Origin of the sequence: Planifilum fimeticola (genome assembly GCF_003001905.1) — a bacterium.
GTDB classification, from domain to species: domain Bacteria; phylum Bacillota; class Bacilli; order Thermoactinomycetales; family DSM-44946; genus Planifilum; species Planifilum fimeticola.
Window position 1 is genome coordinate 33,594 of the sequence record NZ_PVNE01000007.1, and the last position, 17,296, is coordinate 50,889.

General features: G+C 59.4%; 17 protein-coding genes and 1 pseudogene. 6 read left to right on the top strand and 12 right to left on the bottom strand.

Annotated elements, in window-relative coordinates; translation table 11 throughout:
• The first annotated feature begins 67 nt into the window (after window positions 1-67).
• Window positions 68-1,123: a bis-aminopropyl spermidine synthase family protein gene (locus tag CLV97_RS06010; RefSeq protein WP_106344705.1), complete on the top strand. Its 1,056-nt coding sequence runs from the start codon at window positions 68-70 to the stop codon at window positions 1,121-1,123.
• 163 nt (window positions 1,124-1,286) lie between these two features.
• Here the strand turns inward: CLV97_RS06010 and CLV97_RS06015 are convergent, their stop codons facing one another.
• From CLV97_RS06015 to CLV97_RS18850, 9 genes and pseudogenes are all read right to left on the bottom strand, one after another.
• Complete coding sequence (locus tag CLV97_RS06015; RefSeq protein ID WP_106344626.1) at window positions 1,287-2,918, bottom strand: sodium:solute symporter family protein; 1,632 nt, start codon at window positions 2,916-2,918, stop codon at window positions 1,287-1,289.
• Window positions 2,915-3,031, bottom strand: a complete 117-nt coding sequence (locus tag CLV97_RS18845) for a symporter small accessory protein (protein WP_342749769.1) — start codon at window positions 3,029-3,031, stop codon at window positions 2,915-2,917. The genes CLV97_RS06015 and CLV97_RS18845 overlap by 4 nt, the downstream gene beginning before the upstream one ends.
• Before the next feature lie 167 nt (window positions 3,032-3,198).
• Window positions 3,199-4,188 carry a 3,4-dihydroxyphenylacetate 2,3-dioxygenase gene (gene hpaD / locus CLV97_RS06020; protein ID WP_106344627.1) on the bottom strand — a complete coding sequence of 330 codons (990 nt, stop codon included), beginning with the start codon at window positions 4,186-4,188 and terminating at the stop codon, window positions 3,199-3,201.
• Between the two features lie 52 nt (window positions 4,189-4,240).
• On the bottom strand, window positions 4,241-5,725 hold the full coding sequence (hpaB, locus tag CLV97_RS06025; protein WP_106344628.1) for a 4-hydroxyphenylacetate 3-monooxygenase, oxygenase component: 1,485 nt from the start codon (window positions 5,723-5,725) through the stop codon (window positions 4,241-4,243).
• A gap of 23 nt (window positions 5,726-5,748) precedes the next feature.
• Window positions 5,749-7,248: a 5-carboxymethyl-2-hydroxymuconate semialdehyde dehydrogenase gene (gene hpaE / locus CLV97_RS06030; protein WP_106344629.1), complete on the bottom strand. Its 1,500-nt coding sequence runs from the start codon at window positions 7,246-7,248 to the stop codon at window positions 5,749-5,751.
• Window positions 7,249-7,254: 6 nt separating this feature from the next.
• Window positions 7,255-8,034, bottom strand: a complete 780-nt coding sequence (locus CLV97_RS06035; protein ID WP_106344630.1) for a fumarylacetoacetate hydrolase family protein — start codon at window positions 8,032-8,034, stop codon at window positions 7,255-7,257.
• Window positions 8,035-8,045: 11 nt separating this feature from the next.
• Window positions 8,046-8,942 carry a 2,4-dihydroxyhept-2-ene-1,7-dioic acid aldolase gene (gene hpaI, locus CLV97_RS06040; protein WP_106344631.1) on the bottom strand — a complete coding sequence of 299 codons (897 nt, stop codon included), beginning with the start codon at window positions 8,940-8,942 and terminating at the stop codon, window positions 8,046-8,048.
• Window positions 8,943-8,960: 18 nt separating this feature from the next.
• The gene (locus CLV97_RS06045; protein WP_106344706.1) at window positions 8,961-9,617 is read right to left on the bottom strand and encodes a GntR family transcriptional regulator; all 657 of its coding nucleotides are present in this window, start codon (window positions 9,615-9,617) and stop codon (window positions 8,961-8,963) included.
• A gap of 384 nt (window positions 9,618-10,001) precedes the next feature.
• Window positions 10,002-11,191: pseudogene (locus CLV97_RS18850) on the bottom strand (trans-sulfuration enzyme family protein).
• A 280-nt stretch (window positions 11,192-11,471) separates the two neighbouring features.
• Here CLV97_RS18850 and ggt point away from each other — a divergent pair.
• Complete coding sequence (gene ggt / locus CLV97_RS06060; protein ID WP_106344707.1) at window positions 11,472-13,238, top strand: gamma-glutamyltransferase; 1,767 nt, start codon at window positions 11,472-11,474, stop codon at window positions 13,236-13,238.
• A gap of 96 nt (window positions 13,239-13,334) precedes the next feature.
• Here the strand turns inward: ggt and CLV97_RS06065 are convergent, their stop codons facing one another.
• From CLV97_RS06065 to CLV97_RS06075, 3 genes are read right to left on the bottom strand one after another with little or no spacing between them, the layout of a single operon-like run.
• Complete coding sequence (locus CLV97_RS06065; protein ID WP_106344633.1) at window positions 13,335-13,649, bottom strand: hypothetical protein; 315 nt, start codon at window positions 13,647-13,649, stop codon at window positions 13,335-13,337.
• Window positions 13,636-13,896, bottom strand: coding sequence for a hypothetical protein (locus CLV97_RS06070; protein WP_106344634.1), 261 nt, complete (start codon window positions 13,894-13,896; stop codon window positions 13,636-13,638). Before CLV97_RS06070 ends, CLV97_RS06065 begins: the two co-directional genes overlap by 14 nt.
• 50 nt (window positions 13,897-13,946) lie before the next feature.
• Entirely contained in the window at window positions 13,947-14,876 is a 930-nt protein-coding gene (locus CLV97_RS06075) for an NAD(P)H-dependent flavin oxidoreductase (RefSeq protein WP_281257587.1), read from the bottom strand.
• Window positions 14,877-15,224: 348 nt separating this feature from the next.
• Between CLV97_RS06075 and CLV97_RS18910 the strand changes: the two genes are divergently transcribed.
• The 4 genes from CLV97_RS18910 to CLV97_RS06090 all read left to right on the top strand — a co-directional run bounded on the left by CLV97_RS18910 (window position 15,225) and on the right by CLV97_RS06090 (window position 17,261).
• Window positions 15,225-15,557 carry a DinB family protein gene (locus CLV97_RS18910; protein ID WP_106344636.1) on the top strand — a complete coding sequence of 111 codons (333 nt, stop codon included), beginning with the start codon at window positions 15,225-15,227 and terminating at the stop codon, window positions 15,555-15,557.
• Window positions 15,529-15,786, top strand: a complete 258-nt coding sequence (locus tag CLV97_RS18770) for a DinB family protein (RefSeq protein WP_106344637.1) — start codon at window positions 15,529-15,531, stop codon at window positions 15,784-15,786. The genes CLV97_RS18910 and CLV97_RS18770 overlap by 29 nt, the downstream gene beginning before the upstream one ends.
• A gap of 173 nt (window positions 15,787-15,959) precedes the next feature.
• A complete protein-coding gene (locus tag CLV97_RS18060) occupies window positions 15,960-16,115 on the top strand; it encodes a hypothetical protein (protein ID WP_170070380.1) in 156 nt (51 codons plus the stop codon).
• Between the two features lie 387 nt (window positions 16,116-16,502).
• Window positions 16,503-17,261 (top strand): glucose 1-dehydrogenase, encoded by a 759-nt coding sequence (locus tag CLV97_RS06090; RefSeq protein WP_106344638.1) that lies wholly within the window; start codon window positions 16,503-16,505, stop codon window positions 17,259-17,261.
• Window positions 17,262-17,296: the final 35 nt, after the last annotated feature.

Consider the following 17,296-nt stretch of genomic DNA (forward strand, 5'->3'; position numbering starts at 1 on the left):
ATAGAATGCACCCTATAATATTTTTTTGGCATATCGACGTTCCTGAAAGGGGAAAGGAGCGGTGTTGATGGCAACAACAGATACGGCAATGGATGCACGTCGGGTCCATGTCCTTCTGCTCCGCACGCTCCGCTTCGGACCGAAATCCTTCTGGGAACTGATGCGGGCGGGACAAGCCCAAACCCATCAGGTTCTGGAGGCCTTGCAGGAACTCTTGATGCATGAGCTGGTCGCCTGCGAGGAAGACCGATTCGTCATCACCGAAGCGGGTCGGCGACAGGTGGAAGCGTTGGGACTGGACCGGGTGGATGAACAGCGCTGCGGGGCCTGCTCGGGTCGCGGCATCGTGCTTCGGCCCCCCTTTGACCGTGTCCTTCAGGATTTCAAGGAGATCGTGGACATGCGCCCCAAAGCCACGCCCGACTTCGATCAGGGGTATGTGACGCCGGAAACCACCGTGCTGCGGCTTGCCCTCATGGCCGAAAGAGGGGATCTGGCGGGACGCGACCTGCTGCTTCTCGGAGATGACGATCTCACCTCCGTGGCAGCGGCCCTCTCGGGACTGCCGCGACGAATCGGCGTCCTGGATGTGGACGAGCGCATCATCCAATTCATCCGCGACGTGGCCAAGGATCGGGGATGGGATCACCTCCAGGTCGAATCCTACAACGTGCAGGAGGGATTGCCCTCTCACTTCCGGGAGCAGTTTGACGTCTTCTTCACGGATCCGGTCGAAACCGTCAAGGGCCTCCTGCTCTTTTTGAGCCGTTGTACGGAGGGACTGCGCGGGCCGGGCGCCTCGGGGTATTTCGGCCTTTCCTACCTGGAAGCCTCCTGGCGGAAGTGGCGGAAGATCCAGCAGGGCATCCTCGACATGGGCTTCGCCATCACGGACATGCTGGGCGCCTTCCAGGACTACCAGCTGGAAAACATCGTCGCCCAGGGCTACCCGGTGGCGCGCATGGCGCCGGTCCCGGTCAAGGAGCCCGACGTTCCCTTCTACATGAGCACCGTCTTCCGCTTGGAACTGGCGGAAAAACCGCAGCCTCTCTTCACCGGACCGGTCAAGCTCGGCCGGGACCTCTACTACGACGACGAGGCCTGCGTCACCTTGCCTCAATAACACATTGAAAAAACCGCGCCCCTGCTGCGCATATGGCGCTTGCAGGGGCGTCTTTGTGGGTGAACAAGTCGACCCGAAGGGGTCCGCCCCGTCCGACGCTAGAAGCAACGGCATCGGCGCCACGCCCCCTCCAAACCGCACGTCACACGCTCGAAGGGTCCCGTCACATCTTCCCCGCCTCGCGGCTCTCCGCCGATACGCTCCCTCCCAATCCGGCAAAACTGCGCTGAATTTGCTCGCGGACCGGCGCGATGGAGGCCCGGGTCAACCAGCTCACCGTCACGAAGACGACGGCGGCGATCGGAAAGGCGTAAAAGAGGGGGTCCACATGGGTCCACGGATACGGAAGAAGGGTTTCTTTCCCGAACAGCGCTTTGGAGAGGCCGATCGCCGCCGCTTCCTTCTGGTGGAGAAACAGAAACCCGAAGATGCTGACGGCAAATCCGGTCACGATGCTGGCGGCGGCCCCTGCCCGGGTGGCATTCCGCCAGTAGAGGGCGCCGATCAGGGCCGGCAGGAAACCGGCGGCGCAGATGCCGAACCAGAAAGCCGTCGCCTGGGCGATGACGCTGCCCGGAAGGATGTAGGCGAGGATCACGGCGGCGACGACGCCGACCAGCACGCCGATTTTGGACAGATTGAGGGAGCCTTTGGCGGACTTGACGCCCAGGGTTTTCAAAATGTCCTCCCCGAAGGCCGCCCCCTGCACGTGAATCAGGGAGCTGATGGTGGAGATCGCCGCAGACAGCAGGGTGAGGGTAAACAGGTACAAGAACCATTCGGGCATGATCTGGTTGATGAAGATCGGCATGATCAGATCGATGTTTCCTCCCGCCACATCGACGGAGATTTTCCCCTGGGTCTCATGGAAGTAGAGGTTGCTGAGGGGACCAGCCATGAAGGCGGTGCCGGTCATGAAAAACATGAACACGCCGCCGATCAGCACCGCCCGGTACAAGGCGCGATTGTCGGTCACGGTCATCGACCGCATCGCCAGCTGGGGCTGGGCCAGAACCCCGATGCCGACGCCCATGATCAGGGTGCTGACCAAGGTCCACCAGAGGGGGGAGCCGAACTCGGGCATGGCCGTCCAACCCCGGTGCCCCTGCTCCGCAAGGGCTTGCGGCACCAGGTCCCGCATCGCCGACAAGCCCTCATGCCCGTCGATCACCCCGCCCACCGCGGAGTAGCTGCTGAACAGGAGGAACACCATCCCCACCGTCATCACCAGGGCGCAAAAGGCATCCGTGTACATGACCGCCTTCAATCCGCCGGTGATGACGTACAGTCCGACAATAATCGCCAGCAGCATCAGCCCGATGTTGAAATCCACCTTCAGGGTTTCCTGCAGGAACCGCCCGCCGCCGATCAGCACGATGCTGGTATAGGCGGGCATGAACAGAAAGATCATCAGCCCGGAAAAGACGGTAATGAATTTGGACTGGTACCGCTCCCCCAACAGGGTGGGAAAGGTGGTGGCCCTCAGATTGCTGGACATCTTCCTGAGGCGCACGCCGAAGACGGCAAAGGCGACGAAGATCCCCACGATGATGTTCAAAAAGGCCAGCCACAGCATGCCGAACCCGTACAGGGCGGACGCCCCGCCGAATCCGATGATGGCCGACGTGCTGATAAACGTCGCCCCGTAGGAGAGGGCCATCACCAGCGGGTGAATCCTCCGGCCGGCCACCAGGTAGTCTTCGGCGGTCCTCGTCTGCTTGTTCCCCAGATAGGCCAGCCAGGACATGATCGCCATATAGACGATGATGATCCCGATAAGCAAGGGCAGGTTCATTCGGAATCCCCTCCTTGATTCCATCGCATCATCCCGTACAGGACGCAAAAGACGGCGGACAGCACGGTTCCCAACCAGGCGAGGGCGATCATCCCGTCGTCCATCCCCAGCATGTCCATCCCTCCTTCGGAAAAATTACAAAATAGTTTGAAAAAATATCGGAAAAGAAGAACCAATCAAGCAGATTTCCAAGCGCCGGGAAGGGCGATTTTCCGCCGAGCGCCCCCTGCGGTTCGGCGCCGAGGCGGAAAATCCATCCCGACGTCCGGTTTTTCAGCGGTCAGATGAGGAACTGGGGTTTGTGTTGCGACAGCACCGGCTCCTCAAGGGGAATCGTCTTTCCGTCCCTCACCGATGACACGGGAGTGGCCTCCTGGAACCAGCTGTCGGGGGCCGCTTGTCCCCAGAAGGTTTGCCGGCGCGGATCGTTGATGTGCCAGCGGATCGGCTTCCAGTCCGGGTCCGCCGTCAGGTAATCACCCGTGTACAGCTCGACGCGGTGGCCATCGGGATCCCGCAGGTAGAGGAAAAAGGCGTTGGACAAGCCGTGCCGGCCGGGCCCCCGTTCGATCTTCCCCGCATCCCCCGTGGCCGCGAGCACGTCGCAGGCGTGGAGGATGCTCAGGGGCTCCGGCACCCAGAACCCCACGTGGTGCAGCCGCGGGCCGCGCCCGTTCATCAGGGCGAGGTCGTGGACATTGGGCTTCCTGAACAGCCAACTGGCCCAAAGCCCTCCGTCATCAGTCTCCGTGTATTCGGAGCAGGAGAAGCCCAGCTCTCCGGTGTACCAATCGTAACCCTTCTGCACATCCGAAACCATGCAGTTGACGTGATCGATCCGCATGATGCGGGCTCCGCGGTACATGTCGTAGCGCTGGAGCATCCTTGGAACCGCTTCCATTTCGCAGAAGAATTCCAGGGGTAGTCCCAGGGGATCCTGAACGCGCAGCGCCCGTCCCTGGCCCCGCTCCTCCCCGGCTTCGACCCACACGGGGCTTAGTCCCTGCTTTCGGAAGCGGGATTCCAGGATATCCAGGTGCTCCGGCTTTTCCACCCGGTAGGCGATGTGTCCCACCTCGGGCCGCTCCGAAGCGACCAGCACCAAACTGTGGTGGACGCGCTCTTCCAGCCCCCGCAAATAGAGGCGGCCTTCCTCCCGGGCGGTTTCGATCAGGCCCAGCTTGTCCACGTAAAATTCCTGGGATCGCTCCAGATCCTTCACCCTCAGCTCCACGTGGGCCACACGGATCACATTGACCTCTTCCGACACGGCGATTCCCTCCTTATTGAAGTTTCCTCCCTTCCCCGGACAGAACCGACCGTCATCTCACTTCCGCCCGATCCTGGGCCCGCATGCCGGCCCGCTCAAGGAACCGCTCCACCTTCTCCATGTAGGGCCGTTTGTCGTAGGACTGGTACAGCGCACCGGCCATGCGAACCGGATCGCCGAAGAAAAACCGCTCGTACAGGACCTGACGCCCCCCGAAGGCGCTGACGCCGATGTCCCACGCCAGGCGGAACAGCTTTACGCGCTCCTCCGCTTCGGCATTGGCGGCCTGCAGGTACCTGTCGATCTCCGGGCGCAGACCCCCTTTGAAATCGGCCTCCGTGGGTATCGCCATCAGGCCGCTCGCCCCCAGCTGCTGGACGATTTCCGCAAAGCGGGGATAGATGCGGGGGTAGTAGTTCCGGGCCGCGTTCAGAGGGCCGAAATCCGGGGTCATCATCCCCCACCGGTCGATCTTCGCATCCACTTCGCTCGCCCGGAGGAAAGCCCTCATCGCCTCCAGGACGATGATCACTTCCGCCAACTTCTCCTGCACGTGCTGAAAGCGGTCGATCTGCACCATGTCCACCATCTTGGCCAACACGCCGAGGATGAACTCCGTCTTGGCCACGTTTTTGGTCACGACCTGGTGGGCCATGTGGACGACGGCGTTGGTTTCCCGGTACAGCCGGTTGCCGATCTCCGCGTTGCCCAGCATGAAAATCCGGTCCCAGGGCACCAGCACGTCGTCGAAGATCACCACGGAGTCGATCTCTTCAAACTGGGCGCCCAGGGGATGATCGAAGGGCGTCTTTCCATAATCGAAGCTCTCCCGGCACAGGAACTTGAGTCCGGGCGTATCGCAGGGGATGGCGAAGGCGAAGGCGTAGGGATCATCCTCCTTGCCGGCTTTCAGTAGGGTGGAGGGAAACACCATGATCTCGTCGGTCACTCCGCCCAGGGTGGCCAACATCCGAGCCCCCCGGATCACCACGCCCTTGCTGTTCTTCTCCACGATCCGGGCCGCCAAAAAGGGGTCCTTCTGTTTGGAAGCGCTGACGGACCGATTCGCCTGGGGATGGATCAAGGTGTGGGTGAGGCTGAGATCGTTTTCCCGGATGTACTGGTAATAATTCCGGACGTTTTCCCCGTAGCGGGGATCGTCCTCGGCGAAAAAGTCCGCCGCGGCGGCGCAGGCCATCAGGGCGCTGTTCAGGTAATCGGGGGACCGCCCCATCATCCCGCCGGAATGATCCGCCCACCGCTTCATCATTTTGCGGCGCTTCTCCAGATCCTCCCGGGTTTTCGGAATCAGGAAGGACATGCCCACCCTTTCGCCCGACAGCGGGGAGACATAGGTCATCTCATCCCGGAGGTCCGGATGGTGCTGCAGGTCATACAATTCCGCCAGGCTGCGCACGATGTTCCGGAAGGCCGGATGCTCCGAAATCTTTCCCTCCACTTTCTCCCCGTGGATCCACACCTCGATGTTTCTCCGGTCCAACTCCTCCACATACTGTTCACCGGTACGCGCAGGCATACTCAACACCTCCCGCCAGTTTCTCACTCGGCTCCAAAACGGGGAATCGCATGCTTGCCCAAGGCGACGTGAACCGTCTGAACTTCGGTGAAAAACTCAAAACTGTGCGTGCCTCCCTCCCGTCCGATCCCGCTGTATTTGCTTCCGCCGAAGGGGGTCCGAAGATCTCGAACGTTCTGAGAATTGATCCAAACCATCCCCGATTCGATCGACTGGGCCACATTGTGCGCCCGCTCCAGGTTCTCCGTCCACACGTAGGCGGCGAGGCCGTAGATCACATCATTGGCCTTCCGGATCACCTCCTCTTCCTCCCGGAAGGGGATCACCGTGAGGACGGGGCCGAAAATCTCCTCCTGGGCCACCCGCATCTCATTGCGGACGCCGAGGATCAGGGTGGCCTCCAGATAATTGCCCTCCTCGAGCCCCGCCGGGGTGCCGCCCCCCACCGCGATCTCCGCTCCCTCTTCGCGGGCGGTCTCCAGGTACCCCCGCACCCGCTTCAGGTGCTCCCGGTGGATCAGGGGGCCCAGTTCGGTCCGCTCGTCGAAGGGATCGCCGACCCGGATGCGCCGCACCCTCTCCTTCAGCTTCTCCACGAAGGGTTCATAGATGGACTCCTGGAGAAACAGACGGGATCCCGCCGTGCAGCGTTCGCCGTTGAGGGAGTAAACGCCGAAGACGGCGGCATCCAGGGCCCGGTCCAGATCCGCGTCCTCAAAGACGATCACCGGGGATTTTCCGCCCAGTTCCATGGAAAACCGCTTCAGGGTATCGGCGCCGTTTCGCATGATTTCCATCCCGGTGCGCGTCTCCCCGGTGAAGGAGATCAGCTGGACGTCGGGATGGCGCACCAGGGCCGCACCCGCCGTCTCCCCGTACCCGTGGACCACATTGAACACGCCCGGAGGCAACCCGGCCTCTTCCACGATGCGGGTGAACCGGTCGATGGTCAGGGGGGACCACTCGGCGGGCTTCAGCACGCAGGTGTTCCCCGCCGCCAGACAGGGCGCCAATTTCCAGGTGGAAAGCATGAACGGGGTGTTCCAGGGGGTGATCAGCCCGGCGACGCCGACAGGACGGCGGACGGTGTAATTGAGAAAGGTCCCGTCCACGGGATAAGTCTCCCCGGTCAGGTGATGGCGGGCCATGTCGGCGAAGAAGCGGAAATTCTGCCCCGCCCGGCGGATTTGGCCCCGGGTCTGCTTGATGGGCAGGCCGGTGTCCAGGGTCTCCAGCCGGGCCAGCTCCTCGGCGTGCTCCAGGATGCCGTCGGCGATCCGCTCCAGGATCTCGACGCGTTCGGCCACTTTCATCTTCCGCCAGGGCCCCTTGTCGAAGGCTTCCTTCGCCGCGGCCACGGCCCGGTCGATGTCCCGCTCGTCCCCGGCGGGAACGGTGGTGATGGGCCGATTGTTGGCGGGATTCACCGTCTCAAAGGTCTCCCCGCCGGAAGCGGCGACCCGCTGCCCGCCGATGTACTGCTGCACTTGTTCCGTTCGGACGGAAGAAAGGGGGGATGTCATCGCTTGTCACACCTCCTGCTTCTCGGTAGGCACATTCGTGTGGGGAGAGAGAACCACCGGATTCTCCAGCACCCCGATCCCTTCGATCTCCACGCGCATCACGTCCCCCGGCTCCACCGGGGAGATCCCCTTCGGGGTTCCGGTCCAGATCATGTCCCCCGGCTCCAGCGTCATGAAGGAGCTGATGAAGGCGATCAGATCCTCCACGGAAAAGATCATGTCCGACGTGTGCCCTTCCTGCCGCAACCGGCCGTTGACATAGGTCCGGATCGCCAGATTTCCCGGATCGGGCACATCCTCCTTGTCCACCAGGAAGGGCCCCATCGGTCCGAAGGTATCCTGTCCCTTGGCGCGGATCGGGGGCCGGTACATGTTGCCCACGAAATCGCGCACCGTCACGTCGTTGGCGATCGTATACCCGAGGACGTAATCCAGTGCCTCTTCCCGTCGGATGTTGCGCCCCGGTCGGCCGATCACGGCCACCAATTCGGCCTCGTAGTGCATGTGGCGGATGCCCCGGGGATATTCCACCGGCGACCGGTGGCCGATCAGCGAGCTGTTGGGTTTGATGAACAGCACCGGTTCCTCGGGCATGGCAAGCCCCAATTCTTCCGCGTGATCCGCAAAGTTGAGGGCGACACCGATCATCTTGTTGGGTATCACCGGAGGCAGCCAGGCCTCCACCTCATCCATGGCCAGCCGCAGCCCGCTCTCATCCACCAGCATTCCGTCCTCCACCCGTCCGTTCCGAACCCGTCCCCGGTACAGATATCGAGCGTGTTTCACTTCATCGCCTCCTACTCCACGAGTTGGTACATCCGCAAAATCTCCCGCAATTTGGCCTGCATCTCCTCATTCGGGGGAACCAGCGGCAGGCGAAGGGCGGGATGGATTTTCCCCATCATCCCCAACGCGGTCTTCAGCGGTCCCGGATTGGTCTCCCAGAACAGGGCGTCGTTCAGGGGGAGCAGCCGGTAATGCAGGTCGATCGCTTCCTGCCAGCGGCCGTCGCGCACCAGTTCATACAATTTGGACATCTCCCGCGGCAAAACGTTGCAGGTGGCGCTGATAAAACCGGCGCCTCCGACGGCCAGGATCGGATAGCAGAGGGTCTCGATCCCGGAATAGACCAGGAAATCGCGGCCGCACAACCTCAGGACGTGGCTGACCTGTTCAAAATTCTTGTTGGACTCCTTCACTCCCACCACATTGGGACAAGCTTCCCGGAGGCGGGCGAGGGTCTCCGGTTCCATGTTGACGGCGGTTCTGCCGGGAATGTTGTAGACAATGATGGGGATGTCCACGGACTCCGCCACGCGGCGGAAGTGCTGGTACAGCCCCTCCTGGGAGGGTTTGTTGTAGTAGGGGACGATCACCAGCGCCGCATCGGCCCCCAGCTCCTCCGCCCTTTTGGTCAGATAGAGCGTTTCCTTGTGGTTGGTGGACCCCGTCCCCAGAATGACGGGGGCTCGCCCGGCCACGTGTTCCACGGCGACGGCCATCACCCGCTCCCTCTCCTCAAGGGTGAGGGAGCTGGGTTCTCCCGTGGTGCCGGTCACCGAAATCCCGTGGGTCCCGTTTTCAAGCTGCCAATCGATCAGTTCTCTCAACTTCTCTTCGTCCACTTCATCCCTCTCGTTAAAGGGGGTGACCACCGGACAAACCGAACCGCGCAACCGGTCAACGTTTTTCATCTCTTGCCTCCTCCTTCCCTAGACGGATCGCTCCCGGCGATTCAGGAACGCGGTCGCCGTGTTCAACTTGTGCTGCCGCGCCGCCTTCTCGATCTCCTCGGCGGACGCTTTGTTCCTCATCAGTTCTACGAGATGCTCGTGTTCGTCGATGGATTCCCTGGCCCGGGAGGGAACGTGCCACACCCCGCGCTGCCTGACGGCGTCCAGCTTCCCCCAGATCTGCCGCACCTGCTCTTTCAGGACGTCATTTTCGCACCTTTCCAAAATCGTCTGGTGAAAATCCCGGTTCAGGTTCCCGAACCGGACAAAATCGAAGTCCGTCAAAGCCTCCTTCATCGATTCGTTGATCTCGACAAGCCGCCGAAAATCCTCCTCCGTCAGCCGGGAAACGCTCAGGGCCGTCGCGTATCCCTCCAGCACCGCCAACACGTTCAGGCTCTGGACATAAGCGGTTTCATCCATCGGAGCGACCCGGGCTCCGGCGAAGGGCTGATACTCGATCAGCCCGTCCGCTTCCAGGCGACGAATCGCTTCCCGGACGGGGATGGAGCTGGTGCCGATCTCCTTGGCCACCGCGTCCAGGACGATCCGCGTGCCGGGCGGATAGGTTCCGTCGAGAATCCGCTCGCGGATCAGCTCGTAGGCCAACTTCTGTTTGCTGATTGTCCCTTTCATATTTAAATCGTATATGATTTCATATAGGAAAGTCAACAGTCTTTATAAAATATTCAAAATAAACCATCTAAAAACATTAGACAGAAAAAACAAGTTATCGCGGTTCGCCGGGAAAGGCTGCCCTCCGTCCCCGCCTCCGTTCGATCCGGGAGTTGAAAGCGGATGGAGTGGAAGGCGGCCTCCTGTTTGCAAATGAAAAAGGCCTCGCATGGGCCTTTTTTCATTCCTGTTCCTGATTCAGCCAACCGGCCGCCCGCAGTTTCCCGATTCCGAACCCGGTTCAGGTTCAAGGTTGCAGGCCCGTCCGCCCCGGCCGCGCGTCTTCAGAGCGCGGACCCGCCTTGCCATCCGGGTGCTCCCCTCGCCTTCGGAACTTCTTCCCCTTTAAATCTTCTGCAGCGCCTGCCACAAGTCCGCCTTCAGATCCTCCACATGCTCGAGTCCCACCGAAAAGCGCACGTAATTGGGCTGAATCCCGGCCTTCCTCATCTGCTCCTCGGTCATCACTCCGCCCCACATCGCCGCCGTATGGACCACCAGGGATTCCACCCCGCCCAGGCTGACGGCGTTCATCGGGAGGTCCAGGGCGGAGACGAAACGGGCCGTCTCCTCATACCCCCCCTTGATTTCCAGGGCCATCATGCCCCCGAAACCGCGCATCTGGCGTTTCGCCAGTTCATGCTGCGGATGGCTGGGCAGCCCGGGATAGTGCACCCGCTCGATCTGCGGCTGCTCCTCCAGAAAGCGGGCCAGGGCGAGGGCGTTCTCATTGATCCGTTCCACCCGGACCGGCAGCGTGCGCAGCCCCCGAAGCAGCAGCCAGGCATCCATCGGCGAAAGGACGATCCCAGGGAGATATGGGTCTGCCAGATGCGCTCGGCCAAGTCTTCCCGCGTGCAAATGACGCCCGCCGTCAAATCGTGATGGCCTCCCAGGTATTTGGTGGCGCTGTGCACCACCACATCCACCCCCAGATCGTGGGGGCGCTGGTTGATCGGCGTGGCAAAGGTGTTGTCGGCCACGACGATAATCCCGTGCGGCCGGGCCAGTTCCGTCACGGCGGCGATATCCGTCACCACCATCGTCGGATTGGCCGGCGACTCCAGCATGATCAGCTTGGTGTTGGGCCGGACGGCCTTTTCAAAGGCGCCGACGTCCGTCTGCTCCACCAGGGTGACCTCCACCCCGAATTTGGGAAGCATCTCGTCCATGATCTTGGCGGTACCCATATAATGCCGCGTCTGCGCGATCACATGATCCCCGGCCTGGACCAGGGCCAGCAGGGTCGTGGCAATCGCCCCCATGCCGGAGCCGGTCATGATCGCCGTTTCCGTTCCTTCCAGCCCGGCGATCACCTTGGCGACGCGCTCGTGCACCGGATTGCCGTAACGGGTGTAGTACCTGGGATGACGGGAAGTGCTCGCCATCTCCCTGAATTCGGCGGCATCCCGGGCGCGAAAGGTGGCGGAATAATAAATCGCCGGCGCCACCGTCCCGTCCTCAACCACCTCTTCATCGGCGTGGATCACCAGGGTCTCGTTCCGGAACCCGTCAAATTTCTCCCGTTCGTCCATCGTTTCTCCCCCTTCCTGAAATGCGCCGTGATGTTTCCCGGTCCTTGTATGCGAAATCCTTCTCCCCCATTCATCGCCCTTCAAACCGGTTGCACTGTATGGTATGGGTTTCCCCGGTTCCTGTCAAGGGAGGGCAGCTCCCTCATCCCCCGTCTTCCTTCGGCTTCCTGAAACGGAAGGATTTTTGCCCAAAAACTCGAAAGTTATAAAGGTGCCATTCAGCGGGTGAAGGTTGACGCGCCCCGCCCTTTTGGAAAATTACAGAAACGGGGGGAATATGATGAGACTTCGCTGGAAACCGATTCTGGGTATCCTGTGTTCCCTGTTGCTGACCCTTTCCCTGGCGATTCCATCTACCCTGGTGGAAGCGAAGCGCTCCTCCGCCCCTCACCGGCAGGTGGCGGTGGGCGAGGAGGGGATGGTGGTCACCGCCCACCCCCTAGCGACCCAGGTGGGGGCGGATGTGTTGCGCCAGGGCGGAAACGCCGTGGATGCGGCGGTGGCGATTCAGTTTGTGTTAAACGTGGTGGAGCCGATGATGTCCGGAATCGGCGGGGGCGGCTTCATGATGGTCTACGACGCCGAGACCCGAAAGGTCTCTATCGTCAACAGCCGGGAACGGGCTCCGATGGGAGCCAAACCCGACATGTTCCTGGACGAGGACGGAAACGTGATTCCCTTTCCGGAGCGCCACACCCACGGGAATGCGGTGGGCGTCCCCGGCACCTTGAAGGGATTGGAGACCGCCCTGGACCGGTGGGGAACCCGTCCCCTTTCCAAACTGATCGATCCCGCCATCCGCTTGGCGGAAAGGGGAGTGAAGGTCAACTGGGTGTTGGCGGATGCCATCGAGGAGAATAAGGAAAAGCTGGCCAGGACCGCCGCCAGGGATGTTTTCCTCCCCGGCGGAAAACCCCTGAAGGAAGGGGATCTGTTGGTTCAGAAGGATCTGGCCAAAACCCTGCGCCTGATCCAAAAACACGGAACCGACGTCTTCTACCGGGGAAAAGTGGGCGAAGCGATCGCCCGGACCGTTCGTGAGCACGGCGGCAGCATGACATTGAACGATCTGAAGCGTTACCGCGTCACGATGGATCGGCCGGTCCGGGGAACCTTCAAGGATTACGAGATCGTGTCCATGCCGCCCCCCAGCTCCGGCGGCCTCACCGCGATCCAGATCCTGAAGCTGCTGGAAGAACTGGAAGCGAGACGATACGACGTCCGTTCCCCGGAAAAGTATCACCTGTTTGCCGAAGCGATGCACCTGGCCTATGCCGACCGGGGGGCTTACATCGGTGATCCGGAGTTTGTCGATGTCCCGATGAAGGGGTTGCTCCATCCGGAATACATCCGGAAACGGGCCGCCCTGGTATCGATGGATCGGGCCAACCCGGAGGTGGAACCCGGGGATCCCTGGAAATACGAAGGGAAAAACGGGAACAAACCGGCCTCCGCCCAACCCGATGACCGGCCGATCGGCCAGACGACCCACTTCACCGTGGCCGACCGGTGGGGCAACCTGGTTTCCTACACCACCACGATCGAGCAGCTCTTCGGAAGCGGGATCATGGTTCCGGAGTACGGCATCCTGCTGAACAACGAGCTGACCGACTTCGACGCCGTTCCCGGCGGCCCCAACGAAGTCCGGCCCTTCAAGCGGCCGATGAGCTCCATGACCCCCACCATCGTGTTCCGGAACGGAAAGCCGGTCATGACCGTCGGCTCCCCCGGCGGCTCGACGATTATCGCCTCCGTCTTCCAGGTGATCTTCAACAAGCTGGAGTACGGCATGCCGCTCAAAGCGGCCATTGAAGAACCGCGGATCTACAGCAACCTCTATCCCGACATCCGCTGGGAAGAAGGGGTTCCCGAGCAGGCCCGCAGCCGGCTCCAAGAACTCGGCCACCGGTGGGAAAGCGCGCCCGTCAACATCGGAAACGTGCAGAGCATCTGGATCGATCACCGGTCCGGCCTCTACATCGGCGCGGCGGATTCGACCCGTGAGGGGGCGGCCATCGGCCTGTTCGGAAAAGGAAAGAAAAAATGACAGGCCGGTCCGGGCAGCCCGGGCCTCAATTCCGGAGGGTCTGGTCATACCGGACCCTTCTTTATTCAGGCGAAGTCCGCCGCAGGAAGGGACGCCTCATTCCGGTTTGGCGGAGGGGTGACTGATTTCCGGCCCGCAGGGAGAATGGTAACGGTCCGCGTCCATTCGAATCCATTTCCAGAACCTGACCCCTTGGACGACGATGAATCGGTCCAGCCAGAGCGCAAAATTCAAAGCGAGATATCGGGCATCCTGCACGAAGCCGGAATCCCGCCCTATGAGACGATCCCTTTCACCCTTCTTCGCTTTTGCGCCGTCAATCATCAAATTGACCGTCTTGACGGCCGTTGGGATACCAGTATCCAGGAAAAACCGGATGCCCAGCCTGTTCTCAACATCAACAAACCGCACAGTTCCATCCGGCCTCCGTACCGCTGCTGGAAAAGGGCGGCCCCGTCGAAGTGCCGGAGAAATGTCCGGTAATCATCCGGAATCCCGTGCGACGGATGAAGCCCTGAATCTCCTCTTCCGTTGCAGGCTCGTTAAAGGAAAAACTCGCTTCTTCCACCCGGCCCATTCCGCCTGGAATCGTCAGCTTCCGGTCGACCAACCGCATTTTTAGACCGTCCAGCGGTTTGTGAATCAAGTCCTCGAACATGGCCCCCGCAATCGATCCGTTTCTAAGAAAAAACGCCCTTCGCGGGCGAATCAAGGGAGGGCGTGACGGAACTCTTTAAGGGCCTCGTCGTATTCCCGCTTGAGATCCGCCACGATTTCGGAAACGGGTTGCACCCGTTCGATTCTCCCCACTCCCTGTCCGGCAGACCAGATATCTTTCCAGGCCTTTGCATTGGTTTGGTCCAGGTGGGAAAAATCGACGGATTCTTTCCTTTGAAGGCGATCCGGATCCAGGCCGGCCCTCCGGATGCTGGGCTTGAGGAAGTTGGCGTGCACACCGCTGAAGGCGTCCGTGTAAATCAAATCGTCCAGGTCGGACTGGATCAGCATCTCTTTGTATTCGTCACTCGCAAAACTTTCGGCGGAGGGGATGAACCGGGTCCCCATGTAAGCCAGATCGGCCCCCATCGCCCGGGCGGCGAAAACATCCCGTCCGCTGGAGAGACAACCGGCCAGGATAAGGATTCCGTCCCAGAAGCGGCGAACCTCCCCGACAAAGGCGAAGGGATTGATCCTTCCGGCATGCCCCCCCGCCCCGGAACAGACCAGGATCAGGCCGTCGACGCCGGAACCCGCCGCCTTCCTGGCGTGGACCAGGGTGCTGACGTCGGAAAAGACGAGTCCTCCGTACCCGTGCACGACGTCGACCACCGGCGCGGGATTGCCGAGGGAGGTGATGACGACCGGCGGGCGGTGCTTTCGGATCAGTTCCAGATCGGCCTCATACCGCGGATTGGTCCGGTGGACGATCAAATTGACCGCCCAGGGAGCGATCCGACGGTCCGGCTGGTCCTCCCGGGCTTTTCTCAGCTCTTCCGCGATGTGCGTCATCCAGTCGTCCAACACATCAACGGTGCGGGCGTTTAAAGAAGGAAAGGAACCGATGATCCCTGCTTTGCAGCATTCCACGACCAGTTCGGGGCTGGAGACGAGAAACATCGGCGCTGCGATGACGGGCAAAGCCAATTGTTCCGCAATGGGTGAAGGCAGTGTTCGTCGAATTTTTGATCCCTTCTTTCCAAGTAATTCAAGGATGCAGTAGAGATACAGTTACCCGATTTGTAAACTGCACATATGATTTTTTTCTGCGTTTTTTCGCTTTTTTCCTTTCAAATCTCTCGAAATTGCAGCAGGTCAGAGAAGAACCACCCTTTCATTCTGACCCTATCTTTTCCGAGGAGCCGGTAGGGAGTGTGCCGCCCTGTTTCGTTGCGACAGCAAAAGCCTTTTCATACACCCGCTTCTCCTGGTATCGTTTTTCAACGAATTCGAAGAATATAATTATCAATCGGGGAACGGTGAAACAACATGAAAGTATCCGATGCAATCGAAAAAATCCGCAGGGATCTTGTGGATACCTTGGAGCAGCTCGATCGATGGTTTGATCTGCCCGCCGGATCACTAACCTACAAGCCAAGGGACGGCGGCTGGTCGATCCGTGAGGTATTGGAGCATATCACGCTCACCAACCACTTTTTGATGATCATTATCCGCAAAGGAAAAAGCGCTGAAGCGGTACGAACAAGGAAAAGTTCCCCACGGGGAAACCGACCTGGATCGTCTGGCATCCATTGCACGACCGGATGCTTTTTCCTGGGATCGTCCCGAACACATGGAGCCGACGGGAAACGTACCTGTTGAAGAAATTCGCGCCACCCTCCACAAACAGCAGAAGCAATGCCTCGACATTTTGGACGCGCTTTCGGCAGGCCAGGGAACGTTGTATCACGTGCGCATGTCGGTGCAAAACCTGGGAAAGATCGACTTATATCAATGGATGTACTTTTTGGTGCAACATCAAAAACGGCACCTTGTTCAACTGGAGAAGATTTTGCAAGAATGGCGTCGGCAAAAAGCAAAGAAAATATGAGTTGTATCGTTCCGGAAGAAAATCGATACAAAGTCGGGTCCGCGATGGGTACACAACGCTGTGCATAGGTAAAGAGCCCGAGATGGACGGGTTTCGCTTCATACTGTCTTCGATGGATGATTTGTCAGAAAAACCGGCTGAGAGAGGAAACCGGCGGTACAAGGAGGAGTCCCATGAAACGCTGCCTGGGTAAAATTCTCATCATTCTCGCCGTATTCATCAATTTACCTGTTTTGCTCCCCGAATATGCTTTAATCAAATGGGGGATTTCGGTCGTGTTGTTAATATTGGGTGGTTATTATCTGAAATACATGAAGCCCAAGCAATAGAGGGAATCGTTTTCCACGTAAAGGGAAAAAGGAAAGAGGGCGCACCGGCCCTCCATTTTTGTGTTCCATGGGACGGAACCCCTCCCACCCATGGGGATCGGAGGTTTGTTTATCTGGACCGCGGATCCGAGGGGATTTATTGCGCAAGTCGTTGTTTCGAAGATTTGTGTTTAAAAGTCTCTCCCGTCAAATCGAGATCAAACTCGAGTAGCTTGTGAGTTCCTCGGACCCAACCGATTTATTGAGATTGCTGACAAAGAGCGCAGGAAGTCTTTTTTCTCGTAAAAGATAACCATCATACCTGGAAGGCCATTGTAGGACGGAATCGTGTACTTCAAATCTACCTCTGTGTCGAGTAAGAATTTACTGAGGGAAGGTGAAGAGGTCATGAAACCATTTGTTGGTAGAGTGGTTTTGGTTACAGGTGGCGGTTCTGGAATAGGAAGAGCAACTTCATTGGCTTTTGCAAAAAAAGGAGCAAAGGTAATTGTCGCAGGACGCACAAGAGAGAAGATTGTTGAAACCCAAGAAATGATCGGGAATTTGGGTGGAGAGGCGATTGCGATTCAAGCGGATGTTTCCGTGGGCGAACAAGTGAAGAAGATGATGCGAACAATCGTCGATCGTTTTGGGCGTCTGGACTTTGCATGCAACGCCGCTGGTATAGGTGGAAAACTGGCCCCCACGGCGGACATTCCAGAAGACGATTTTGATTTAACTCTGGCAATCAACCTTAAAGGCGTCTGGCTTTGCATGAAATATCAAATTCGTCAGATGCTAAAACAAGGCTCTGGAGTGATTGTGAATATCTCATCCATCAATGGTTTGGGCGGCACGCCAAATGCAGCCGTTTACTCGGCAAGCAAGAGTGGAGTGATCAGTTTAACACAATCCGCTGCGCTTGAATATGCCCATTCCAATATTCGCATCAACGCGGTATGTCCGGGAGCTATTCGTACGCCCATGTTAGAGCGGGTATTCAACGAAACCGGAATCACACAAAGTCGATATGAGTCTCAAATACCAATCAAGCGGATTGGTGATCCAAATGATATTGCAAACTCAGTCACTTGGTTGTGCTCGGACGAGGCCAGCTATATAACGGGACACGTAATGGTGATTGACGGCGGAGTGGCTGCAAGATGATCTCATCAACCTGCGGACAAGTCTTGAGGCTGTTG